Genomic DNA, 23705 nt, shown 5'->3' with positions numbered 1-23705 from the left:
TGCTCCCTACCGGGTCTGGATGCGGATGAAGGTCACGGAGTACGGCGCGAACGTGCGCGTGAAGGTGCTGTCCACGCCCCGGATCGTGCTCGTCACCGGCTTGATGGGCTGCGCCGTACGGGTGTTCTGGTCCTCCGGGTCGCCGCTGATCACGGTCATCTCCGCCCTCGAGGCGACCTTGACGCCGAGGTCGACCCGGGTGACCGCGGGCTCGGCCTGGGCGTTGACGACCTTGACGATCAGGTCGCCGGTCGCGTCGTCGCGGGTGACCACCTGCGCGAACGGCTCGGTGACCTGGTCGTCCTCGAGCTCCTGGAAGAGCTGGCCGTCGAGGAAGAGCCGGACATGAGTGCCGCGGACCTCGATGCGTACGTCGTAGGTGCGTCCGGTCTCGACCGAGTGACCCTCACGGGCGATCAGGGTCTCCTTGCCGCCGTTGGTGGCCTTCTCGACGACGGTGCGGGTGTTGTTCCAGCCGCCGATGTTCCACCAGTAGAAGTTGCCGGAGTCCTTCACGCCGAACGCGACCAGGAAACCTTCGGCGCCGGACAGCTTCTTGGCCCTGAGCTTGATGTCGTAGTCGCTCGCGGTGATGTTCGCTGCCCCGACCAGGGTGTCCTGGGCAGCAGCATCTGTCTGGGTGTAGGCGCCGTCGACGACCGACCAGCTGCCCCGGTTGGCCAGCGGGCTCCAGCCCTCGGCGTCACCGTCCTCGAAGTCGTCGGCGAACAGGGAGGTCCCGTCGGGTGCGGTGACCGACACGTCGTCGTACGCCGCGGAGGTGGCCCAGGTGGAGAGGCCGACACCGCCGGTGATGGGTTGGGGCTGGATCACCTTGCCGGTCGCCTCGCTGGGGACGACCCGGTCACCGACGTTGTTCATGAACAGCTTCTGGACCTGGTAGCTCGCGGAGCCCCAGGACTGGTCGTTGTCGAACCAGATCATGTCGGGGCGCCACTGCACCTGATCGATGTTGGCCAGCAGCGGGGCGTACGAGGCGAGCTGCACGACGTCCGCGTTGCGCTCGAGCCCGGTCATGTACGCCGCCTCGGACAGTGCGTTGAAGAGCTTGTTGTCCTGGGAGGCGTACTCGCCGAGGAAGACCTTCGGCCCGTTGCGGTCGTAGCTGTCGTAGCGGTCGTTGTTCTGCAGGAACCAGGTCGGGGAGTTGTAGTAGTGCTCGTCGACCATGTCGACGCCGGCAGCCCGGTTCTGCGCCCAGTGCTGGTCGAAGAGCGCGCCCTCGTCGTCGGGGCCGGAGTTGCTGATGATCGTGATCTCCGGGTGGCGCGCCTCGATGGCCGCACGGAACTTCTCGAACCGCTCGAAGAACTCCGTCGGCAGGTTCTCCTCGTTGCCGACGCCGAGGTGGGTGAGCCCGAACGGCTCCGGGTGCCCCATCTCCGCGCGCAGGCCGCCCCACTCGGAGTCGACCGGGCCGTTGGCGAACTCGATGAGGTCGAGGGTGTCCTGGATGTGGCGCTGCAGCAGGGCCTCGTCGTCGGTGACCCGGTTCTGGCCGCAGCCGGTGACCAGCGCGGGCACAACCGGCAGCGGCATCGCCCCGATGTCCTCGGAGAACTGGAAGTACTCGTAGTAGCCCAGTCCGTAGGACTGGTTGTAGCCCCAGAAGTTGGCGTTCGTCGCCCGCTCCTCGACCGGGCCGACGGTGTCCTTCCACTGGTAGGACCGGGCGCGCTGCCAGCCGGAGGCGGCGTCGTAGCCGGCCATGCTGCCGGTGTTGACGAGGCAGCCGCCCGGGAAGCGCACGAACTCCGGCTTCAGCGCCGCGATCTTCTCGGCGAGGTCCTTGCGCAGCCCGTTCTCGCGGCCCATGAAGGTGTCCTCGGGCATCAGCGAGACCATGTCGAGGCGAAGGGTGCCGACGCCCCCGCCCTGCAGCCACAGGCGTGCGGAGTCGGTCGTGGCGCTCGCGGTGAAGGTGCCGGTGTACTTCCTCCAGGCGTCGCCGTTCACCTGGAGCCGGACCGGAGCGGCGTACGTCGTGGCGCCGGACTCGTCGCGCAGCGACACGGTCAGCGGCGTACCGCCCGCGGTGTCCGAGCGAGCCCAGACCGAGAAGTCGTAGCTCTTGCCGGCCTCGAGCGCGACGCCGTTGTTCCAGCCGCTGTTGGAGACGCCGTACGTGCCGTCGCCGGCGTTGGCCAGCGAGAGCTGCAGGTAGGTGCGGTTGCGCTCGCTGAGCCGGGACTCGTCGTTGACGGGGGTGGCGGTCCCGCTCCCGCCACCGACGCCTCGCGGGGTCCAGGCGGTGAGGCCGGTGTAGGAGCGGTTGTCGACCGGGAGGAACTCGAACGACCGGTTCCGCACCAGCTCGGCGTAGAGGCCACCGTCGGCCGCGTAGTTGATGTCCTCGAAGAAGACGCCGTACATCGTGTCGCTGATCTCGGGACCGGACCGACCGGCGTGGGCCGTGATCGTGTAGTCGGGCTCGGGCGCAGCGGCTCGTCGGTCGGCGCCGAGGCTGGGCGCGGCGTACGCCAGGGGCAGCGCGAGGACGGTGGCGGCGGACAGGACGGTCAGCAGACGGATTCTGTGCACGATGGTCTCCTCAGAACACGCGGTAGGCGGTGCGGATGCGGTCCAGCTCGGCCTTGGTCACCGGCAGGACGGTCCCGTGGCGGGGGCGGCTGGGAAGCTGGTAGTCGCTGGAGATCCGGAAGAATCCCGAGTCCAGGTCGGTGGTCTCGAACGGCACGTACCCGCGGCCGCCGAACTCGTCGATGAACAGGTACCACTTGTCCTCGGTGTTGGACTTGAAGATCGTCGGACCCTCACCGCGGTCGATGCCCGGATTGTCGGCGGTGGCCTTGCCGATGCACTCGGCGACGAAGCTCCAGTCCAGGTCGAGCAGCGAGGTGGCCTTCTCCTCGACGATGAACTTGCTGCAGGGCGTGGTGGAGGTGTTGTTCCGCTCGTCCTTGGTGAACCGGTAGTAGGTCCCTGCATGCTCGACGACAGTGGAGTCGATCACCGAGTAGCCCGGGTCGATCCACACCCTGGGCTCGCTGAAGGTCCGGAAGTCCCGGGTGGTGACGTAGACCATCCGGTTGTGGGTGTTGCCGGCATGCTCGGGGTCGGACTCGTCGTAGAGCTTCGAGGCCCAGAAGACCACGTACGCGCCGATCCCCTCGTCGTAGTAGGCCTCGGGCGCCCAGGTGTTCCCGGCCTGGGGCGAGGACACGCGGACGTGTCGCTGCTCGGACCAGTTCACCAGGTCCGTGGACTCCCAGATCTCGATGTAGCGGCTCCCCCGCCGCTGGGCGGCGTCCCAGTCGCCGTTGCCGTAGATCTTGAGGTCGGTGGCGATCAGGTAGAACTTGTCGCCCTCCGGGGAGCGGATGATGAACGGGTCGCGTACGCCCTTGTCGCCGTGCTGCGACCGCAGGATCGGCTGGCCGCCGTTGAGCTCGTCCCAGTGGAGCGGGTCGTTGCCCCTGCTGGCGGCGAGGTAGACCTGCTCCCCGTCGGCCGTCCCCTCGCCCGTGAAGTACGCGAAGGTGTAGCCCTCGAGCGGCTCCTGCTCGGGCAGCGGCAGGACCGTCAGCCGGAACTGCCGCTTGTCCTTGACCTTGCCGAGGCTCACGGTGGCGTTGAGAGCCAGGCGGACGGCCTTCTCGCCGTACGCCGGTCGGTCGACCTCGCCGGTCGGGGTCACGACGGCGGGCTCGCTGGAGGTCCAGCTGACGGTCGTGCCGTGCAGGCCCTGGGTCGGCAGGGTGACGTTGCCGCGGATCCCGTCGGCGTCCCAGATCTTGAGCGCGGCCGCGGCGCGGGTGACCTTCTCCTCGTCGCTGATGTCGGCCGGCACGTTGACGGTGAACTCCTCGGGCTGGCTGGCGGAGCCGTGAGTTGCCGTGGCGGTGAGGGTCACCGCGGCATCGGGGCTGCCGTACGGCGGGCGGGTGACGTCGCCGGTCGCGGAGACGACGGTGGGGTCGGAGGAGGCCCAGGTGAGGGCGGAGCCGTTCGGGCCGCTGCTCGGGAGCGAGAGGTCACTGACGACGCGGGAGGTGTCGCCCAGGTCGAGCCAGGCGAGGTCGCGCTCGACGCGCTGCTCGTCGGTGACGTGGCCCAGCGCGTGGACCTCTGCCGCTGTCAGCGCGCGGTCGTACATTCGGAAGTCGCGCACCTGGCCCTTCAGATGACGGTCGCCGCTGTAGACGGATCGGCCGAGATAGTTCGCGGTCGTGACCCCGTTGCCGATCTGAGCGGGCGTGATGGTCACGCCGGTGCGGCGAGCGACCTCGACCCCGTCCTCGTAGAGCACCGCGGTGCCGTCGGCGAGCGTGTAGCTGATGGTCTTCCAGGTGTCGCGGACCAGGTTGCGCCCCGCCGTGACCGTCTGCTCGGTGCTCCAGTTGCCGGTGGCGATCGAGGTCCGGTAGGCGTTGCCGGTCGTGAACAGGTAGCCGTTGCCCGAGCCGTTGGAGCCGGTGTTGCCGAGGCCCCAGATGAAGTACGGCGTGGCCTGGTCCGCTGCGATCTTCACCTCGAGCGAGACGGTGATCGACGTCAGGCCGGCCATCACGTCGTTCGGCAGCCTGACGTGCCCGTTGGTGCCGCCGAGGGAGAGCCCCTCGCCGCCGAGCCAGGTCGTGTCGCCGGCGACCGTGCCATCGCGGCCGGCGCCCGACGCGTCGACGACCGTGGTGCCGCTGGTCTGGTCGAGGGGGTAGTGGACCACGAGCCCTACGTCGCTCGCGCCATGCGCCGGGGTGGTGGGCACCAGGCCGGCCAGGATCAACGGGAACGAGGCAAGTGCCGTCAGGGTGCGCGCGAGGTACCTCCGGCGCGGGTTGTGTGAGGTCGGGTTCGACTGGTCCATCGGCGCGCTCCAGGGTCAGCTGTGGGCGGGGGCACCCAGGTGATGTGACTTCCATCACGTGAATGTGAGCGCTAACATAAGCAGGGCGGCTGCGCGGTCGTCAAGAGTCATGAGGCGTCTGATGGAACGGTGGGCCTTACCCCGCGGAGGGCACGACACGAAGAAACCCCCGCCACTCCTGCCGAGATCCGGCTGGTGGGACGGGGGTTCTGTCGGAGCCGCCTGTCGGAATCGAACCGACGACCTTCTCATTACGAGTGAGACGCTCTGCCGACTGAGCTAAGGCGGCGTACCGTCATCCGTTACCGCATGTAGCGGGTCTGGTTGAGCGGACCGGATGAGTGTACCGAGACTGCGCGCTCGACACTAAAACGGTGCGCCTCGACGTGCTCGTCGATGGTCGTGCGGGTGGGCTTCCCCTTGCCGATCAGGCGGCCCAGGCGGCGAACGCCGTGCTTCATTACTGCTCTACTCCCCTAGGAACATGAATCAACCACCGACTGCGGACACAGTGGTGCTGATTCAATGATGACCGCCGGCGACTCATAGAGGTAGACGATCTTTCCTTGAAAAGACATAGGATGTCTCTATGTTGTCGCTGCACCAGCTTCGCGTGTTCCTCGCGGTCTACGAGCATGGCTCGCTGACCGCGGCGGCCGACGAGCTCGGTTATGCGCAGCCGTCGATCTCGGAGCAGGTCAGAGGCCTGGAGCGTACGCTCGGCGTCCAGCTCTTCCGGCGCGTGGGGCGGGGTGTGGTGCCGACCGCGGTGGCCGATGAGCTGAGGCCGCATGCGGAGCGTACGGTCGCCGCCGCGGAGGACGCGCGCAAGGCCGTCCAGGCGGTGAAGCAGTTCGAGACCGGGACCATCCGGTTCGGGATGTTCGGGATCGCGCGGCTCTACGGCGGGGCCGGGCTGGTGGCCGACGTGCTCGACCGCTATCCGGGCGTACGCGTCGAGCTGATCGGGCAGAACTCCACCGAGGTCCAGGAGGACCTGCGACGCGGCCGGCTCGAGGCAGCGATGCTGCTGGTCGGCAGCGTCTCCGGCCCGGGGCTGAAGGTCACACCGGTGGCCCGCGACGAGCTCGTCTACATCTCGGCCGATCCCGCGCACCTGGCGACGCCGGTCACGCCTCACCGACTCTCGCTGGCGACGCTGGTGATGGCCGACACCACCTGGAGCTCCGAGGACCCCACCCGGGTCACGATCCGCAACCTGCTCCACGAGACCGGCCGCAACCCGCCGAGCCGGATCGAGGTCGAGGACATCGAGACGGCCGTCGAGCTGGTCGGGATGGGCTACGCCGACAGCGTCATCGCCAAGGGAGCAGCCGAGCAGCTGCTCCCCCGGCTGGCGCCGAAGGCAGGGTGGGTGTCACTGCGGCCCCGGACGTACGACACCTTCGCCATCGTCCACCGCACCGACGCCACCCTCTCCCCCGCTGCCACGCTGATGATCGAGCTGGCGACGAAGCGGATCCAGGCCATCGCGGACCCCGTCCACCGGCGCTGAATCGGTCGTTCTTGCGGCCGAGAATGCAGTTGTGGGCGACGAAACTGTGGTTTCGTCGCCCACAACTACCTATTCGGCCGCCAAAGGTGAGGATTCGGCGGGATCAGTCGCAGCCGAAGCCGTCGTCGTCGGCGTCGAGGCGCCACGGGTCGGAGCTGTTGTTGACCCGGACGGGCTTCTTGTAGCCCGGGATCTCGCCGCAGTCGAGGTCGTTGGTCGAGGTGGCGTTGTAGACCTTCTCGCCGTTGGCGTAGGTGTAGTCGAGGGTCGAGGTGCTCGTTCCGCTTCCCCGCTTCTTCAGGTAGAACGACGCGGACACGTCTGCCCGGCGGTTGGCATCACCGGCGAACTTCCAGCGGTAGTAGCGGCTGACCTTCGGCGTCACGATGACGGCGCACTTGCCGTACCTGTTCGTCACGCAGGAGGTCACGTTCATCCAGCGACCGCTGGCCCGCTTCTGCAGGTGGATGCGCTTGCCCTTGATCGGGTTACCGCCAGCGGTCAGCTTGCCGACGGGACGGTAGGACCTCGTCCCGTACGGCTTGGCGGAGACCTTGATGACCTTGGTGATGACCTTGGCCGACACGGTGGCTGGGGGCGTGGCTGCGTGGGCGGGCTGGCTGATGACGGGGGCGACCGCGATCGCCAGGGCGGCGACCGCAGAGGCAGCGAAGGCCTTCGTCGTCGAACGGACTCGCTGGTTCATGATCACGTGCTCGTGACCTTTCTTCTCGAAGTGAAATTACGAGAAGTGATCCTCTGGGTCAGTGCGATCCAGCGGGCGGAAACGGTGAGGACCCACCCCACATGGGGTAGATCAGCACTCCAAGCCGTCGTCGGGGACCTTGCCATCGACCAGGTAGTCGTCGATGGCGTCGTCGACGCAGCCGTTGCCCTGCATGTAGCCGGTGTGGCCGTCGCCGTCACGGGAGACGAGTACGCCGGAGTCGAGGGCCTCCGCGAGGTCCTCGGCCCACTCGTAGGGAGTGGCCGGGTCACGGGTGGTCCCGACGACGACGATCGGGTTGGAACCCTCGGCGTCGATCTCCGGCTCGGGCTCGGTGGCCTTGAACTTCTCGGCGGCGCAGCCGTTGAGCATCCAGGCGAGGGCGGCACCGAAGGTCGGAGCGGCCTTCTCGAAGGCGGGCAGCTGCTTGCGTACGTCCTCCGGGCTGAGCCCGGAGGAGTCGTCGAGGCAGTTGATCGCCCAGTTGGCCTCCATCGTGTTGTTCAAGTAGCCACCCTCGGGGTCACGGCCCGCGTAGTTGTCCGACAGGCTCATCAGCTGGGACCCGTCGCCCTTCAGCGCCGCCTCGAGGGCGTCGGTGAGGTAGGGCCAGTAGGACTCGACGTAGAGCGGGGTGATCAGGCCGTAGAGGGCGTTGCCCGCGGTCAGCTCACGGTCGCCGGCGGGCAGCGGCTCGGCGTCGATGTCGGCCATCAGCTTCTGGACGCGCTCGACGCCGTCGTCGACGGTGTCGCCGAGGAAGCAGCTGCCCTCGTCGACGCAGTTCTCGACGTAGGAGCGGAGCGCGACCTCGAAGCCCTTCGCCTGGGCGAGGTTGGCGTCGAGCACGCTCAGGCCCGGGGCGATCGCGCCGTCGAGCACGAACCGGCCGACCCGGTCGGGGTAGAGCTCGGCGTAGGTCGAGCCGAGCTGGGTGCCGTAGGAGGCACCGAAGTAGTCGAGCTGGTCCTCACCCAGCGCAGCCCGGAGCACGTCCATGTCCCGGGCCGCCTCGACGGTGCTGACGTGGGCGGAGATGCCGTCCTTCTGAGCGGCGCAGCCGTTGGCCATCTGGACGCCGCTGTCGACGTAGGCCTTCTCCTCGGCGGGGGTGTCCGGGTCGGGGTCGACCGCGACGTAGGCGTCGAGCGCCTCGTCGTCGAGGCAGTCGACCGCGGTGCTCTGCCCGACACCGCGCGGGTCGAAGCCGACGATGTCGTAGGAGTCTCGGACCGCGGGACTGAAGGACTGGTTGTTGTAGAGCGCGTAGTCGATGCCGGACCCGCCGGGGCCGCCCGGGTTGATCGCCAGCGAGCCGATCTTCTTCTCGTTGGCCGGGTCCTTGATGACCGCGACGTCGATGGTGCGGCCGGTCGGGTCGGAGTAGTCGAGCGGGACCTCGAGGGTCGCGCACTGGAATGCGCCGTTGCACTTCTTCCAGTCCAGCTTCTGGCTGTAGAAGGTCTGCAACCCTTCCGCGGGGGCCGCGGTCGCCTCGGCGCTCGGACTGACCCGGTCGGCATCCGGGGTGCCGCCACCGCCTCCACAGCCCGTCAGGGCGAGCGCTGACATCACGACGAGAGCGGCTTTGCGGTTCACTGATCTCCTCCGGGCGGCAGCAGCGCCACCATCATGGCTTCCAGCACCAACTGGGGCTGGACGTTGAACTCCAGCAGCTGCTCACGGGCCTCGAAGACGGCGCCGATGCGCTGCAGGTTGAGCTCGGGGGTCGAGGACGCGACGATCTGCTCGATCTCGCGCCCATGCTCCTCGTTGACCAGCGTCACCGGCGCACCGGCGGCGAGGGTGATCGCATCGCGATAGACGGAGACCAGGTCCATCAGCCCACGGTCGATCACGTCGCGGTGGCGGCGGGTGGCACGGCGCTTCTGGTCCTTCTCGAGCGCGGCCAGCGCCGGTCCGTACTCCCGCGGCCGGCGGCCCCGGTCGACCACGCCGTAGCCGGCGTCGAGGTCGGCCTTCTCCTTCGCGTCGAGATCGGCGGTGACGGCGTCGGCCTCCTCCTTCGAGACCGCGGCCAGCTCACCGGCGGCCCTGAGCGCGTCGGCCAGACTGCGCAGCTTGGCCGGGTAGGCGACGACCTGCTCACGGCGGCGCCGGGTGTCGTCGTCGCGGGCCAGCGCCTTGGCGCGGCCGATGTGGCCCTGGCTCGCGCGCGCCGCATAGGCGGCTCTTGCCTCGTCGACGCCGAGCGTGCGCTGCAGGAAGGCGGTGACGTCGGGAGCGGTCGGGGTGGTCAGCGTGACCAGGCGGCACCGGGACCGGATGGTCGGGAGGACGTCCTCGACCGTCGGCGCGCAGAGCATCCACACCGTGCGGGCGCCGGGCTCCTCGACCGCCTTGAGCAGGGCGTTGTTGGCCTGCTCGGTGAGCCGGTCGGCATCCTCGATGATCAGGATCTGCCAACGGCTTCCAGCCGGGGTCAGGGCGGACTGGCGCACCAGGTCGCGGATCTCGTCGACACCGAGGGTCAGCTTCTCGGTGCGTACCAGGTTGACGTCGGCGTGACTGCCGGTGAGCACGGTGTGGCACTCGTGGCACCGGCCGCAACCGCCGTCGGGGCACTGCAGCGCGGCGGCGAAGGCGATCGCTGCGTTGGACCGTCCCGAGCCCGGTGGGCCGGTGAAGAGCCAGGACTGCGTCATGCCGTGGCCGGCCGCAGCGGTCTGCAATGTGGGAATGACGTGGCGCTGGCCGACCAGGTTGTCCCAGACGGAGGTGGTGGCGACGTTCATGCCGTCACCACCTGGGCGAGAAGAGGCTCGAGCCGCGCCAGCACCGCGGCGTGGATCTCCTCGACCGGGGCACGGGCGTCCAGCACCAGATAGTGCTCGGGGTTGCGCTCCGCGAGCGCGACGAACGCCGCGCGCACCCGCTGGTGGAACTCGGCCGACTCCTGCTCCATCCGGTCGCGCTCCGCGAATCGGGTGAACCCCGCCGTCGGGTCCAGATCGAGCAGCACGGTCAGGTGGGGGCGCAGGTCGGCGGTCGCCCACCGCGCCACCTCCTCGAGCTGCGCGGCGTCCAGAACCCGGCCGGCACCCTGGTAGGCGAGCATCGAGTCGACGTAGCGGTCGGTGATCACCACCTCGCCCCGCTCCAGCGCCGGCCGGACCATCGACTCGATGTGCTCGGCCTTGTCGGCGGCGAACAGGAGCGCCTCGGTGCGGTCGTCGAGATCACCGGTCTCCGGGGACAGCACGATGCGGCGTACGTCCTTTCCCACGGCCGTGTCCCCCGGCTCGAAGGTCAGCAGGACGCGGTGGCCGCGGGCGGTCAGCGCCTCGTGGAGCAGCCGCGACTGGGTCGACTTGCCCGACCCCTCGCCGCCCTCGAAACACACGAAGACGCCGTGCTCCGCATAGACACCGGGAAACCTCACGCAGCCACCTCCGTAGCGCAAGCGCCAGAATACGGACGCGGCTGCGTGATGACTCCATGGTTCACTCGCTGACGCTTCACGAGCCCAACCTACGGGGTGGGACCGACAAGGCCGAGGTACGCCGCCCGCACGTGCGGCGATTGAGGCTGTCGAAGGTCCCGGAGCCAGGTTAAGGTTCGGGTCGTCCTCACGCTGACCTCAAGGAGTCTTTGGTGATCTACGTCCTGATCGTCCTGCTGCTGGCCGCGCTCGCGGTCGCGGCCTATCTGCTCTGGAAGAGCAGGCAGCGGCCGACGGCGCAGCGGGAGCCCGACGACTTCATCGGCGACCAGCACAAGCATGCCTCCGACCAGCTGCGCCAGGTGCGCAACGGTGACGTCGTCGAATACCTCGGCCACAACTGGTTCGTCCGCGGGCGGATCGACTTCGACGAGCACGGCTACCGCTGGACCGAGCACATGCTCGACGACGCCGAGGGCAAGAAGTGGCTCTCGATCGAGGACGACGAGAGCTTCGAGGTCTCGCTGTGGCACGCGATCCCCCTCGGCGACATCGAGCAGGGCACCGTCGGTGACCGCGACGTCATCGTCGGTGGCGTCGCCTACCGGCTGCAGGAGAAGGGCTCGGCGGCCTTCACCGCCACCGGCGCGACCGGCACGGCGCCGTCGGGCACGGCCGAGTACGCCGACTACAAGTCGGTCGACGGCAAGCTGCTCGGCTTCGAGAAGTGGGGCAGCAACTGGGAGCCCTCCCTCGGCGAGGTGCTGCAGCCGTTCGAGCTGACCGTCTACCCCTCCACCGACCGGCCCGCGACGCTGGACGACGAGTGACGCTCCTCGACGTCCCGTTCGCGGACGTACGCGGAGACACCCTGCGCTGGACCCTCGCACCGGTCGCCTGCACTCCCCTGGCTTCTCGTTCGGTGCACCTCGGGGACGGCCTGACCGTCACGCTGAGCGTCCTGGGCGCCAGCCACCAGGTCGTCGTACGCCGCCACGACCGCCCGCTCCTGCACGAGACCGTCGCGTGCGGGATCGCCGAGGCCACGTTCCTTCCCGCGGCGCACGCGGAGGGTGGCTACAGCCTCGGTTCACACGTCGCCAGGCTGGATCCCGAGGAGCTCGCCGAGCGGGCATCGGAGCTCGTGGAGCGGTTGGAGGGACGTACGGACGCCGTCGTCGCGCACTTCCCGGGCGACCCGCACGCGGTGACCGCGCTGGCGCTCGACGAGCTCGGCGAGCAGCAGATCTCCTGGAGCACCTGGCACACCTACCCACAGACCGGCGAGATCGTCGCCACCGTCACCAGCTACCGGCCCGAGGAGGGCGCACGTGTCTGAATCGAACGGCCCGAACCGCAAGCTGATCGGATGGGCGATCGTCGCGGTGTGCGTCGTGCTCGCCATCATCATCGCCATCGCCGTGTCGGGCGACGGGAACAGCCCCGAGAAGTATCTGCGCAAGAACTTCGACCACGTCAGCGGCTCCGACCCCGACAGCGACGCCGGGATCGTCTTCGAGGACGACGGCTCCGTGTCGTCGGTCGCCAACCAGATCGCGAGCGGCACCGACGCCGACGAGAACCGGGCCGAGGGCTCCAGCCACTACCTGCGCTACGACGACGACTGGCTGGTGGTCGTGGAGCCGCGTACGCCCTCGGGATCGACGATCACCCTCTACGAGTACGACCGCGGCTACCGGCACCACAGCACCGTGATCGGCCTGTGGGGCTGGAACAGCTACTACGGCCGCAACAGCAGTGGCGGCAGCAGCGGTGATTCCTTCCGCGGCGGCGGCAGCGGATTCGGCAAGTGACCACCTCAGACCTGGAGATGAATCGATGACTGACCTCATGAGCGGACTGCTGTCCACCGTCGCCTTCGCCGCCCTCGGGCTGGTCCTGCTGGTGATCGGCTTCTACGTGATCGACCTGCTCACGCCCGGCAAGCTCGGGCAGCTGATCTTCGTGGAGCACCGTCGCGACCCTGCGCTGCTGCTCGGCTCCTCGGTCGTGGCGATCGCCACGATCGTGGCCACCTCGATCTACACCGCGGAGGCGGACACCCTCCAGGGCCTCGCCGAGACCGCTGCGTACGGGCTCGTCGGGATCGCACTGCTCGCGGTCGCGTTCGTGATCCTCGACCTGCTCACGCCGGGCCGGCTCGGCGAGCTGATGACCGACGACAAGGACGACCCGGCGATCTGGGTCGCGGTCGCGGTGCAGCTGTCCGTCGGCGTGATCGTGGCGGCCTCGATCACGTGAGCTTGTCCCTCCCTTCGTTGCCTGCGCTGCCCGCGGGACGAGCGGCCCGGCTGCTCGTCCTCGCGGCGGTGTTCGTCTGCGCGGCGTGCGGGCTGGTCTACGAGCTCGCGCTGGTGACGTTGGGGAGCTATCTGCTCGGCAACTCGATCGCGCAGACGTCGCTGGTGATCGCGGTGTCGATGTTCGCGATGGGCGTCGGCGCCGTGCTCGCCAAGCCGCTCACCGCGCGGCCGCTGCGAGCGTTCGTGGGCGTGGAGATCGCGCTCGCCGCGGTGGGCGGCGCCTCGGTGCCGGCCCTGTACGCCTCGTTCGCGTGGCTGCATCTCTACACGCCGATGATGCTGCTGGTGACGTTCCTGATCGGTGCCCTGGTGGGCGCCGAGATCCCGCTCCTGATGGAGCTCCTCCAGCGGCTCCGGCGCCAGCAGGCCTCGCTCGCGGTGGCCGACATCAATGCGGTCGACTACGTGGGTGCGCTGATCGGCGGGCTGGCGTTCCCGTTCGTGCTGCTGCCGACCCTGGGGTTGCTGGTGGGCACCGTGGCCACCGCTGCCCTGAACGTGCTCGCCGCCTGGACGGTCGGGGTCGCGCTTGCCGGGACCCGGCAGCGTCGCGGAGTCGTCACGGCCGTCTGCGGCGCTCTCGCCGTCGCGCTCGGCACCACCGCGGTGATGGCCGATTCCTTCGAGCTCAACGCCCGCCAGGCGCTCTATCGCGACCCGATCATCCACGCCGAGCGCTCGGACTACCAGGAGATCGTGGTGACCCGGGGCGCTCCGTTCGGGCCGGAGTTCGACGACGTACGCCTCTTCCTCGACGGTGACCTGCAGTTCTCGTCCTTGGACGAATACCGCTATCACGAGATGCTCGTCCATCCGGCGATGAACGGGCCCCACGAGCGGGTGCTGATCCTCGGCGGTGGGGACGGGCTCGCGGCACGCGAGGTGCTGCGCTACCGGTCGGTGTCGTCGGTGACGCTGGTCGATCTCGACCCGGCGGTGGTGTCGCTGGCGCGCTCCTACGATCCGGTCTCGTCGCTGACGTCGGGGTCGTTGGAGGACCCGCGGCTGCGTTACGTGGCCGACGACGCGTTCTCCTGGGTCCGCGACTACTCGGGGGCGCCGTTCGACGTGGTCATCGCCGACTTCCCCGACCCCGACTCGACCGCGCTGGCCAAGCTCTACTCGGTCGAGAACTACAGCATGATCTCCCGGCTGATGGCTCCGGCGGCGCGGCTGGTCGTGCAGTCGGGCAGCCCGTTCTTCGCACCGGACGCCTTCTGGTCCGTACGGCACACCCTCGCCGAGGCCGGCTACCGGACCATGCCCTACCAGGCGGACGTGCCCTCCTTCGGCAACTGGGGCTACGTCCTCGCCTCCCGCGGCGGCACGGCACCTGAGCTCGCCCTCGACGACGAGGCGCCGGGCGGGCTCCGCTACGCCAGCGACGCCGTGCTCGCGGCGGCCTCGTCGTTCCCGCCGGACCGAGCCGAGCGGCCGACCTCGGTGACCACGCTGCTGGACCCGGCGATCCTGGACTACGCCCGGCACGGGTGGGTGGGCTACTGATGTACTTCCTCATCCGACTCGTCCGGCGCACCTCGCGACACTCCGCCTGGGTGCTCCCCCTCGCGATCATCGGCTTCGTCTTCGTCACCGGCTGGATCGCGATGGCGCTGGCCCAGCCGGGCAGCGACATCGTGCACCCCGCCAACTACTGGTGGTGGTTCCTGGTCACCGCGACCACCGTCGGCTACGGCGACTTCTTCCCCGAGACGACCGGCGGCCGGTTCGTCGGGGCGTACGTCGTCTTCGGCTCCATCACCACCCTCGCCATCTTGTTCAGCCGGATCTCGGCAATCATCGAGAACACCAAAGGACGCCGCATGCGTGGAGAGATCTCTTTCAGCGGACGAAGCCACATCGTGCTGCTCGGCTACACCGCCGGACGCACCGAGCGGCTTCTTACCGAGCTGCTCTCCGAGCCCGAACGGGAGGTCGTGCTCGCGACCTGGGAGGACCAGCTCTCCGAGCACCCGCTGGCCGGGGAGGAACGCCTTCATTTCGTACGCGGCGACCTCACCGACCTCTCAGTGCTCGGCCGGACCGGGCTGCCCGGCGCGCACAGCGTGCTGATCGACGCGCGTGACGACAACGAGGCGGTCACGCTCACCGTCGCCGCCAACACCGCTGCCCCGGCGGTGCACACGATCGTGGCGCTGCGTGACCTGCGGGTGCAGCGCACGATCTTCCGCATCGACACCACCGTCCACTGCGTCCAGTGGCACAACACCCAGCTGATCGCCGAGGAGCTCAGCGACCCCGGGATCGCGGAGGTCTACCAGGAGCTCGCCACCGCCGGCGGCAAGGGCACCTACTCGCTCACGGTCCCGTCCGGGGTTGCCACCGTGACCGTCGAGACCTGGCAAAGCGCTCTCGGTCGCGGCCACGGTGCCACGCTCCTCGCCGTCCGAACCCTCGACGGGATTCAGGTCAGCCCGCCGTGGGACCTCCCGGTCACCCCCGGCGCCCGGCTCTTCTACATCGCCTCCGACCGGCTGGACTACGACGAGGTCGCCGGGGCGCTCGGCTGACGAGCGTAGGAATACCCGGTCAACCGGGTATTCCTGCACTTCTCAGGCATTGCAACACCCGAGAAGTGCAGGAAACACCTGAGAAGTCAGACGCTCGCCTCGCACAACGCTCAGATTGACCTGATCAGGCCTTCTTCGTCGCAGCCTTCTTGGTCGTCTTCTTGGCCGTGGACTTCTTCGTGGTCGACTTCTTCGCCGTGGACTTCTTGGCGGTCTTCTTCGTCGTCCGCTTGGTCGTCTTCTTCGCCGGGCCCTTGGCGCGCTTCTCGGCGAGGAGCTCGGCGGCCCGCTCGGCGGTCAGGGTCTCCAGGTCGTCTGCGGCACGGAGGGTGGCGTTGTACTCACCGTCGGTGACGTAGGGACCGAAGCGGCCGTCCTTGACGATCATCGGCTGTCCGGAGACCGGGTCGGGGCCGAGCTCCTTGAGCGGCGGCTTGGCGGCGGCACGGCCACGCTGCTTCGGCTGGGCGTAGATCTGCTCGGCCTCTTCGAGGGTGATGGTGAGCAGCTGGTCCTCGGAGCTCAGCGTGCGGGAGTCGGTGCCCTTCTTCAGGTAGGGCCCGTAGCGGCCGTTCTGGGCGGTGATCTCCTCGCCGTCGGCGGCGGTGCCGACGACGCGGGGCAGGGTCAGCAGCTTGACCGCGTCCTCGAGCGTGATGGTCTGCAGGTTCATGCTCTTGAAGAGGCTGGCGGTGCGGGGCTTGGCGCCCTTCTTGGCGTCCTCGGGGAGCTGCTCGGTGACGTAGGGGCCGAACCGGCCGCTCTTGGCGACGACGGTGAGCCCGGTGTCGGGGTGGACGCCGAGGTTCAGCTCCTCGCCGGCCGGGTTGGCGAAGAGCTCCTTGGCCTTCTCCAGGGTGAGCTCGTCGGGAGGCAGGTCGTCGGGGACGTTGGCGCGGACCGCGAACGGGGTGCCGTCGTCGCCGGGGCCCTCGATGTAGGGACCGTAGCGACCGACCCGGAGGTTGACCCCGGACTCCGGGCTGCCGACCGGGAAGGTCGCCAGCTCGCGGGCGTCGATGTCGCCGAGACCGTCGACCAGCGGCTTGATGCCCTTGACCCGCTCGGAGCCGAAGTAGAACTCCCCGAGCTCGGTGGTCATGTCCTTGCGGCCGTTGGCGATCTCGTCGAGCGTCTCCTCCATGCTCGCCGTGAACCGGTAGTCGATCTGCCGGGGGAAGTGCTCCTCGAGCAGCCTGACCACCGAGAACGCGACCCAGGCGGGCACCAGGGCGGTGCCCTTCTTGAAGACGTACCCGCGGTTGATGATCGTCTGGATGATGCTCGCGTAGGTCGACGGGCGGCCGATCTCGCGCTCCTCGAGCTCACGGACGAGGGTGGCCTCGGTGTAGCGGGCCGGGGGCTTGGTCTCGTGGCCGTCGGCAGTGATGCTGGCCGCGTTGACCGTGTCACCTTCGGCGAGGTTCGGAAGCCGGGTCTGCTGGTCGTCCGAGGTCTGGTCGGCGGAGTCGGTGCCCTCGACGTACGCCTTCAGGAAGCCGTGGAACGTGATCACACGACCGGTGGCGGAGAAGACCACGTCCTCGCCCGTGGTCGCCGTCGCGCCGAGGCGGATCGCGACCGAGTTGCCGACCGCGTCCTTCATCTGGGAGGCGACGGTGCGCATCCAGATCAGCTCGTAGAGGCGGAACTGGTCGCCGGTGAGTCCGGTCTGCGCCGGCGTCCGGAACGAGTCGCCGGCGGGCCGGATCGCCTCGTGGGCCTCCTGCGCGTTCTTGACCTTCGAGGCGTACGTCCTCGGGGAGTCGGGCAGGTATTCGGCACCGTAGAGCTCCCGGACCTGAGCGCGGGCGGCGCTGATGGCGTCGCCGCTCAGGGTGGTGGAGTCGGTACGCATGTAGGTGATGAAGCCGTTCTCGTAGAGACGCTGCGCGACCGACATCGTGGTCGACGCGCTCATCCCGAGCTTGCGGCTGGCCTCCTGCTGCATCGTGGTGGTGCGGAAGGGGGCGTAGGGGCTGCGCTTGTAGGGCTTGGACTCGACGCTGCGGACTTCGTAGGTCTGGTTGTCGAGAGCGGCCACGAGAGCCTCGGCGCGGGTGCGGTCGAGGTGGACGACCTTGTCGCTCTTCAGCAGTCCGTCGGGGCCGAAGTCGGTGCCGCGGGCGACACGGTTGCCGGCGATCGAGGTGATCTTGGCCGGGAACATCCGCGGGTCGTGGTCGGAGCCGGCGTCGAAGGTGCCGGCCAGGTCCCAGTAGGAGGCGGTGCGGAAGGCGATCCGCTCGCGCTCACGGTCGACGACGAGCCTGGTGGCGACGGACTGGACCCGCCCGGCGCTCAGCCGGGGCATGACCTTCTTCCAGAGCACCGGGGAGATCTCGTAGCCGTAGAGGCGGTCGAGGATCCGGCGGGACTCCTGGGCCTCGACGAGGTCCATGTCGAGCTCACGGGGGTTCTCGGCGGCCGCGAGGATCGCCGGCTTGGTGATCTCATGGAAGACCATCCGCTTGACCGGGATGTCCTTCTTCGGCTTCAGCTCGTCGAGGAGGTGCCAGGCGATCGCCTCGCCTTCGCGGTCCTCATCGGTGGCGAGGTAGAGCTCGTCGGCGTCCTTGAGGAGCGACTTGAGCTTGGCGATCTGCTTCTTCTTGTCGCTGGGCACGACGTAGTAAGGGGTGAAGCCGTTGTCGACGTCGACGCCGAAGCGCCCCCACGGCTTGTCCTTGATCTTGGCGGGGGTGTCTGCCGCGCTCTGCGGAAGGTCGCGGATGTGCCCGACGGATGCCTCGACGACATACCCCTGTCCGAGGTATCCGCCGATCTTCTGAGCCTTCGCCGGGGACTCGACGATCACCAACTTGTGTGCCACTGACGTCCTTATCTCACTGCAGCAGAGCCTGGCACCACTGACAAGCTCTGGCGAGACACGTTAGCGCGTGTCTCCAGCCGGCATGGGTCCAGTCACCGCGGTTCATGCGGCACTGTGCTCTCGGACAACATGGCGTGTTGCCTTGGGCGCCGCGATGACAATACCTAGCACGCTCGGGAGTGGGAGCGTGAAATCCGTGTCTCATCGTGGTCACCGCGACGACCCCCGAAGTCGCCCCACCGATTCTGTCGGTGGTCGTCCGTAGGGTGTCCCTCGAGGACGGCGAGACCCATCCGAACCGAGAGGTCTCTGCTGATGATCGACACCGAATACACCGACTACATCGAGGGTCTGACCACGCCCCCGGAGCACCTGGTCTGCTCCGAGTGCGCCCAGCTGCTCACCAGGACCAACATGATCCTGGAGCGACTGGAGGCGGAGCTGACCCGGCCGGTCACGCCACCGCGTCCCGAGCACGAGGTGGCGCTGGACTGGCTGGCCGCGCTGTGCGGCGGCCACGAGGCGGTCACCGCGCTGGATGCCGCGCCGCTGCTCGAGGACGGCCTGGACCTGCCGGTCGTGGAGGATGCGGCGGGGCGTACGCAGCTGGAGGCGGTGGCCGAGCTGCTCGACGACGTCGCGGCCGGCTTCCCGGTCGCGGAGGTGGGCTTCGCGTTGCGGCGGGCGCTGCTGCGGCTGTGGGAGATCGACCCGGTGGTCGTCGATCGCCCCACGCAGCCGGCTCAGGTGGCTGCCGGGATCGTGTGGACCATCCTGGGCGCCAACGGGCTCGCCGGACCGAACGGCCTGGTCACCGCGACCGCGCTCAAGGAGCGGCTGGGCCTGAAGCGGATGCCCACGGCCTGCGGCAAGCAGCTGGCGGCCGCGCTCCGCGGCTTCTGGCCGTGGCAGACGCAGCGACCCTGGGGCATGCGCGACCTCCCCGATCTCGAGCCGCTGGGCTACCCGGACCTGCTCGTCTCGAGCGTGCGCCGACGCCTGATCAGGCTTCGGGACCAGGCGTGCCTCATACGGGACGGAGGAAGCCCTCGCTGACCAGCTCCTGGGCGATCGGCAGATAGCTGCTGCGCACGACCGCGGGGTCGCGGTCGAGGATCTGCGCGAGCGCGTCGAGGATCTGACCGACGGCCAGGTCCCCGTCGCAGGCGCCCGCGAAGGCCGCCTCGATGGTGTCGGCCTGCCGGGCGCGGCGCAGGCCACGCTGCTGACGGAGGATGACGGTGCTCGGGTCTTCGGCGCCGGGCTGGCCGAGGGTCTCCTGCTGGACGTCCTCGGCGAGCACCAGCGTGGAGTATTCGGTGACCTCGACGCAGGCGGCCTCGCCCCATGCCCTGATCGCCGGGGCGATCGGCTGCTCGACGTCGTAGGGCCACTCCAGGAGCTCGCGCTTCGGGTTGGCGGTGTCGGTGCGGTGGAGGTTGATCCAACCGAACCCGACGCCCTCGATCTTCTGCTCCTCGAACCACGACAGCCAGGTGTCGTAGCGGGTCAGGTAGTCCTCGGCACCGTGGTGGCCGGAGTCCTTGAGCCAGAGCTCGACGTACGCCGCAGGATCGAGCACTTCACGCTGCACCACGAACGCGTCGACCTCGTCGCCGAACCAGCCCTCGAGGCGGTCGTCCCAGGGCTGCTCCTCGGAGATGATCCAGTTGCCCAGGATCTGACACCAGCCACCCTCGGTGAGCATGCCGGGAGCGGCCTTGACGATGTCCTCGACCACCCGGTCGCCGGGAAGGCCGGAGTCGCGGTAGACAAGGCGCTCGCCGGTCGCCGGGCTGATCACGAACGGCGGGTTTGTCGCGATCAGATCGAAGCGCTCGGTCGCGACGGGCTCGAAGAACGACCCGTTGCGTACGTCGATCCGGTCGGCCACGTCGTTGAGCGCGGCGTTGAACGCGGTGATCCACAGGGCTCGCTGGTTGACGTCGGTCGCGACCACCCGGTCGCTGTGGGTCGCGAGATGGAGGGCCTGCACGCCACAGCCGGTGCCGAGGTCGAGGGCGGTGCCGACCTGGTCACGGATGGTCAGCTGTGCGAGGGAGGTGGAGGCTGGGCTGATCCCGAGCACGTGCTCGGGGCCGACGCGTTGCGGGCGGCCGTCGAGGCCCGGCGTGAGGTCGGAGACGACCCACAGGGCGGTGTCATCGGCGGCGTACGGACGCACGTCCAGGCGGGCCGCGACCTCACCGACCGACTGCTCCAGGATCCCCTCGACGGCGAGCCGGTCGACCAACCCGGGAAGAGCTGCTTCGGCGTGGTCGAGCGAGACGGTCGTCTGCAGCAGGAAGAGCCGGACGAGGGTCTCCAGCGGGGAGCCTCCGTGGGTGCGCCGCCTGCCTGGCAGCGTCTCGTTGCGGCTGAGCGCGGAGTGGGCGATCGGGCCGAGCAGCTCGGCGACGGAGTCGTAGGAGAAGTCAGCCTGCTGGAGGGCGTCACGGAGCCGGTGCGGGAGGTCACTCACACCTGGAGCCTATGAGATCACGCGGGGAGGTGGGGTCGTCGCGAGCGCCGCGAGACGCGTGGCCTGGCAAGGCGGCGCTGCGAAGGCGGCCCGGGGTTGGCCGTCGAGCGGCGGCAACGCCGCCAGGACATGCGTATCGCGGCGCGCAGCAGGCTCCACCTCCCCGGGTGAGCTCATACCGGGTCAGCCTGCTGCCGCGCCCTCGGCGCTGGCGTGGATGTCGAAGACCTTGGCGAGGCCGGTGATCCGGAAGATCTTGAGCAGCCGCTCCTGGGTGCAGACCAGACGCAGCATGCCGTCGTGCTGGCGGACCTTCTTCAGTCCACCGACCAGAACGCCGAGGCCGGTCGAGTCGAGGAACTCCACGGCCTCGAGGTCGACGACGATGTCGTAGTGACCCCGGGCAACCAGCTCGGTGATCTTGTCCCTCAGCTTCGGCGCGGTATAGACGTCGATCTCGCCGCCCACGGCCACGACGGTGGCCGAGTCGAGCTCGCGAGTCGCAAGCGTCAGATCCACTTCGAAGTTCTCCTGCCAAGGAACGTGAGACAACTGACTCCGGTATCGAGCATCCTCGCGTCCGATATCCGGAGTCGATCGTAATGTAACCACGGCTCACCAGGATGCGCGCAAGAAACTCGCAACGTCATGCGCCAGATGCGGGCCCCAGACGTGACGACCACCAGGATTCTGGGAGAATATGAAGGTGTTGACGTCGGCGACCGGCGACCCTTCGACGGGCTCAGGACAGCGTCTCGTACGCCGGCTCGCTGCCGTCCCGGGCCGCGAGGACCGGCTCGCTCACCTCGAGCAGGTTCCGCCGCGTGAGGCAGTCTTCGCCGACTGGCCGGGCTGGGCGTCGCCCGATGTGGTCGACGCCCTGATCGCCCGCGGGATCCGGCGTCCGTGGCAGCATCAGGCGGTGGCCGCCGAGGCCGCCCACGAAGGCAGCCACGTGATCGTCTCGACCGGCACCGCCTCCGGGAAGTCGTTGGCATATCAGTTGCCCGCACTGACCGCGATCCGAGACGGACGGGGTCCACGTGGTGAGCGCGGCGCCGGCGTCCTCTACCTCGCGCCCACAAAGGCACTCGCCCAGGACCAGCTCACCGGGCTACGGGAGCTGGGCGTCGATGTCCGCGCGGTGACGCACGACGGCGACAGCACCCGGGAGCAGCGGGACTGGGCACGCGACTACGGCGAGTACGTCCTGACCAACCCCGACATGCTGCACCGGTCGCTGCTTCCCGGACACCAGCGGTGGACGGCCTTCTTCCGGTCGCTGCGCTACGTCGTCATCGACGAGTGCCATCACTACCGCGGCGTCTTCGGGGCGCACGTCTCACACGTGCTGCGCCGGCTTCGCCGCATCTGTGCCCTCTACGGCTCCTCACCCACGTTCATCCTGGCCTCGGCGACGGTCGCCGAGCCTGCGACCGCCGGCGAGCGACTCATCGGCCTTCCGGTACTACCGGTCACCGCCGACGCCTCACCACGGGGCGAGCTCTCGATCGCGCTGTGGCAGCCGCCGCTGACGACGCACGTTGGCGAGAACGGCGCGCCCGTGCGCCGCGCAGCCTCCGCGGAGACCGCCGACCTCCTCGCCGACCTGGTCTCCTCGGACGTACGCACCCTGGCTTTCGTACGTTCCCGGGTCGGTGCCGAGCAGGTCGCCATGACCGCGGCCACCGAGCTGGCCGAGGTCGATCCGTCACTGCCGGGACGAGTGACGTCCTACCGCGGTGGATATCTGCCCGAGGAGCGCAGGGCGATCGAGGCGTCACTGCGGTCGGGCGAGTTGCTGGGGCTGGCAGCAACGAACGCCCTCGAGCTCGGGATCGACATCAGTGGCCTGGACGCGGTCGTACTGGCCGGCTATCCCGGCAGGCGCTCTGCCTTCTGGCAGCAGCTCGGCCGCGCCGGACGTGGCGCGGGCGATGCCCTCGGCATCCTGGTTGCTCGCGACGACCCGCTGGACACCTACCTCGTCACCCATCCGGACGCGCTTCTCGGTCAGCCGGTCGAGGCCACCGTCTTCGACCCGGCCAATCCCTACGTCGTCGGTCCGCACCTCTGTGCCGCCGCTCAGGAGCTTCCGCTCACCGAGCCGGACCTACCGCTCTTCGGGCCGGGCGCGAGAGAGATCGTGGACAACCTGGTCGCCTCGGGGCTGCTGCGCAAGCGGCCTCGTGGCTGGTACTGGACCGACCGCCGCCGTGCCGCCGATCTCGCCGACATCCGCTCCTCGGGCGGGTCCCAGGTGCAGCTGATCGAGGCCGCGACCGGCCGCGTCGTCGGCACGGTCGACGCCGCGAGCTCGCACGCGAGCGCACACGCCGGCGCCGTCTACGTCCACCGAGGCGAGACCTATCTGGTGCACGAGCTCGACCTGGAGGAGAACGTCGCGGTGATCTCCCGCGACGACCCCGGCTACTCCACCTCCGCCCGGGAGATCACCGAGATCTCGATCGTCGCCGAGCGGGAGCAGGTCGCCTGGGGAGAGTGCCGGCTGGCCTACGGCGACGTCGACGTCACCCACCAGGTCGTCTCCTTCCTGCGTCGGCGGCAGCCGAGCGGCGAGGTGTTGGGCGAGGAGCTCCTCGACCTGCCCGAACGTACGCTGCGCACGTCTGCGGTCTGGTGGACCGTGCCGGCGTCGGCCCTCGATGCCGCCGGGTTGGAGGATGCGGACATCCCGGGCGCCGCCCATGCCGCCGAGCACTGCTCGATCGGCCTGCTCCCGCTGATCGCGACCTGCGACCGCTGGGACATCGGTGGCGTCAGCACCGCATCCCACCCGGACACCGGCATGCTCACCGTCTTCGTCTACGACGGCCATCCCGGTGGTGCCGGGTTCTCCGAGCGTGGCTTCCGAGCCGCCCGGGAGTGGCTCGGTGCCACCTTGGAGACCATCGAAGCCTGCGAGTGCGACGACGGCTGCCCCTCCTGCGTGCAGTCGCCCAAGTGCGGCAACCAGAACAATCCCCTCGACAAACAGGGCGCGATCGTGTTGTTGCGTCTCCTCCTCCAGAAATAGGCC

18 protein-coding genes and 1 tRNA gene are annotated in these 23705 nt (G+C 69.0%); 9 read left to right on the top strand and 10 right to left on the bottom strand.

From position 1 onward, the window contains the following. Nucleotides 1-6 precede the first annotated feature (6 nt). The 3 genes from OG984_RS22105 to OG984_RS22095 form a co-directional block, all read right to left on the bottom strand. A complete protein-coding gene (locus OG984_RS22105; protein ID WP_328528332.1) occupies nucleotides 7-2562 on the bottom strand; it encodes an alpha-L-arabinofuranosidase C-terminal domain-containing protein in 2556 nt (851 codons plus the stop codon). Between the two features lie 10 nt (nucleotides 2563-2572). After that, the gene (locus OG984_RS22100; RefSeq protein ID WP_328528331.1) at nucleotides 2573-4849 is read right to left on the bottom strand and encodes an immunoglobulin-like domain-containing protein; all 2277 of its coding nucleotides are present in this window, start codon (nucleotides 4847-4849) and stop codon (nucleotides 2573-2575) included. A 216-nt stretch (nucleotides 4850-5065) separates the two neighbouring features. Further along, nucleotides 5066-5138, bottom strand: a tRNA-Thr gene (locus OG984_RS22095). 300 nt (nucleotides 5139-5438) lie between these two features. On the opposite strand from OG984_RS22095, the gene OG984_RS22090 reads away from it, so the two are divergent. Further along, nucleotides 5439-6365, top strand: coding sequence for a LysR family transcriptional regulator (locus OG984_RS22090; RefSeq protein WP_328528330.1), 927 nt, complete (start codon nucleotides 5439-5441; stop codon nucleotides 6363-6365). A gap of 103 nt (nucleotides 6366-6468) precedes the next feature. Here the strand turns inward: OG984_RS22090 and OG984_RS22085 are convergent, their stop codons facing one another. The 4 genes from OG984_RS22085 to tmk form a co-directional block, all read right to left on the bottom strand. After that, nucleotides 6469-7071, bottom strand: coding sequence for a hypothetical protein (locus tag OG984_RS22085; RefSeq protein WP_328528329.1), 603 nt, complete (start codon nucleotides 7069-7071; stop codon nucleotides 6469-6471). A 111-nt stretch (nucleotides 7072-7182) separates the two neighbouring features. After that, nucleotides 7183-8691 (bottom strand): alpha/beta hydrolase, encoded by a 1509-nt coding sequence (locus tag OG984_RS22080; protein WP_328528328.1) that lies wholly within the window; start codon nucleotides 8689-8691, stop codon nucleotides 7183-7185. Beyond that, a complete protein-coding gene (locus OG984_RS22075; RefSeq protein ID WP_328528327.1) occupies nucleotides 8688-9848 on the bottom strand; it encodes a DNA polymerase III subunit delta' in 1161 nt (386 codons plus the stop codon). The genes OG984_RS22080 and OG984_RS22075 overlap by 4 nt, the downstream gene beginning before the upstream one ends. Next, nucleotides 9845-10495: a dTMP kinase gene (tmk, locus tag OG984_RS22070; protein ID WP_328528326.1), complete on the bottom strand. Its 651-nt coding sequence runs from the start codon at nucleotides 10493-10495 to the stop codon at nucleotides 9845-9847. Before tmk ends, OG984_RS22075 begins: the two co-directional genes overlap by 4 nt. Before the next feature lie 212 nt (nucleotides 10496-10707). Between tmk and OG984_RS22065 the strand changes: the two genes are divergently transcribed. Genes OG984_RS22065 through OG984_RS22040 form a run of 6 tightly spaced genes read left to right on the top strand, consistent with a single transcriptional unit; the run spans nucleotide 10708 to nucleotide 15350 of the window. Next, complete coding sequence (locus OG984_RS22065) at nucleotides 10708-11325, top strand: DUF4178 domain-containing protein (protein ID WP_328528325.1); 618 nt, start codon at nucleotides 10708-10710, stop codon at nucleotides 11323-11325. Beyond that, on the top strand, nucleotides 11322-11834 hold the full coding sequence (locus OG984_RS22060) for a DUF2617 family protein (protein ID WP_328528324.1): 513 nt from the start codon (nucleotides 11322-11324) through the stop codon (nucleotides 11832-11834). Before OG984_RS22065 ends, OG984_RS22060 begins: the two co-directional genes overlap by 4 nt. Then, nucleotides 11827-12309: a DUF4247 domain-containing protein gene (locus tag OG984_RS22055; RefSeq protein WP_328528323.1), complete on the top strand. Its 483-nt coding sequence runs from the start codon at nucleotides 11827-11829 to the stop codon at nucleotides 12307-12309. Before OG984_RS22060 ends, OG984_RS22055 begins: the two co-directional genes overlap by 8 nt. 25 nt (nucleotides 12310-12334) lie before the next feature. Beyond that, nucleotides 12335-12757, top strand: coding sequence for a DUF350 domain-containing protein (locus OG984_RS22050; RefSeq protein WP_328528322.1), 423 nt, complete (start codon nucleotides 12335-12337; stop codon nucleotides 12755-12757). Beyond that, complete coding sequence (locus OG984_RS22045) at nucleotides 12754-14325, top strand: polyamine aminopropyltransferase (protein ID WP_328528321.1); 1572 nt, start codon at nucleotides 12754-12756, stop codon at nucleotides 14323-14325. Before OG984_RS22050 ends, OG984_RS22045 begins: the two co-directional genes overlap by 4 nt. Further along, nucleotides 14325-15350, top strand: coding sequence for an ion channel (locus tag OG984_RS22040; protein ID WP_328528320.1), 1026 nt, complete (start codon nucleotides 14325-14327; stop codon nucleotides 15348-15350). Before OG984_RS22045 ends, OG984_RS22040 begins: the two co-directional genes overlap by 1 nt. Nucleotides 15351-15474: 124 nt before the next feature. Here OG984_RS22040 and topA read toward each other — a convergent pair whose 3' ends face one another. Then, entirely contained in the window at nucleotides 15475-18183 is a 2709-nt protein-coding gene (gene topA, locus OG984_RS22035; protein WP_328528319.1) for a type I DNA topoisomerase, read from the bottom strand. 315 nt (nucleotides 18184-18498) lie between these two features. On the opposite strand from topA, the gene OG984_RS22030 reads away from it, so the two are divergent. Continuing rightward, nucleotides 18499-19239, top strand: a complete 741-nt coding sequence (locus OG984_RS22030) for a hypothetical protein (protein ID WP_328528318.1) — start codon at nucleotides 18499-18501, stop codon at nucleotides 19237-19239. Here OG984_RS22030 and OG984_RS22025 read toward each other — a convergent pair. Continuing rightward, nucleotides 19211-20665, bottom strand: coding sequence for a DUF7059 domain-containing protein (locus OG984_RS22025; RefSeq protein ID WP_328528317.1), 1455 nt, complete (start codon nucleotides 20663-20665; stop codon nucleotides 19211-19213). The genes OG984_RS22030 and OG984_RS22025 overlap by 29 nt on opposite strands. Before the next feature lie 183 nt (nucleotides 20666-20848). Continuing rightward, nucleotides 20849-21184 carry an anti-sigma factor antagonist gene (locus OG984_RS22020; RefSeq protein WP_165109518.1) on the bottom strand — a complete coding sequence of 112 codons (336 nt, stop codon included), beginning with the start codon at nucleotides 21182-21184 and terminating at the stop codon, nucleotides 20849-20851. 181 nt (nucleotides 21185-21365) lie between these two features. Here OG984_RS22020 and OG984_RS22015 point away from each other — a divergent pair, with 181 nt between their 5' ends. Further along, nucleotides 21366-23702: a DEAD/DEAH box helicase gene (locus OG984_RS22015; RefSeq protein ID WP_328528316.1), complete on the top strand. Its 2337-nt coding sequence runs from the start codon at nucleotides 21366-21368 to the stop codon at nucleotides 23700-23702. Nucleotides 23703-23705: the final 3 nt, after the last annotated feature.

Source organism: Nocardioides sp. NBC_00368, from assembly GCF_036090055.1.
GTDB lineage: Bacteria > Actinomycetota > Actinomycetes > Propionibacteriales > Nocardioidaceae > Nocardioides.
The sequence above is the reverse complement of the archived record's forward strand: the minus strand, read 5'-3'. Positions and strand labels throughout refer to the sequence as shown.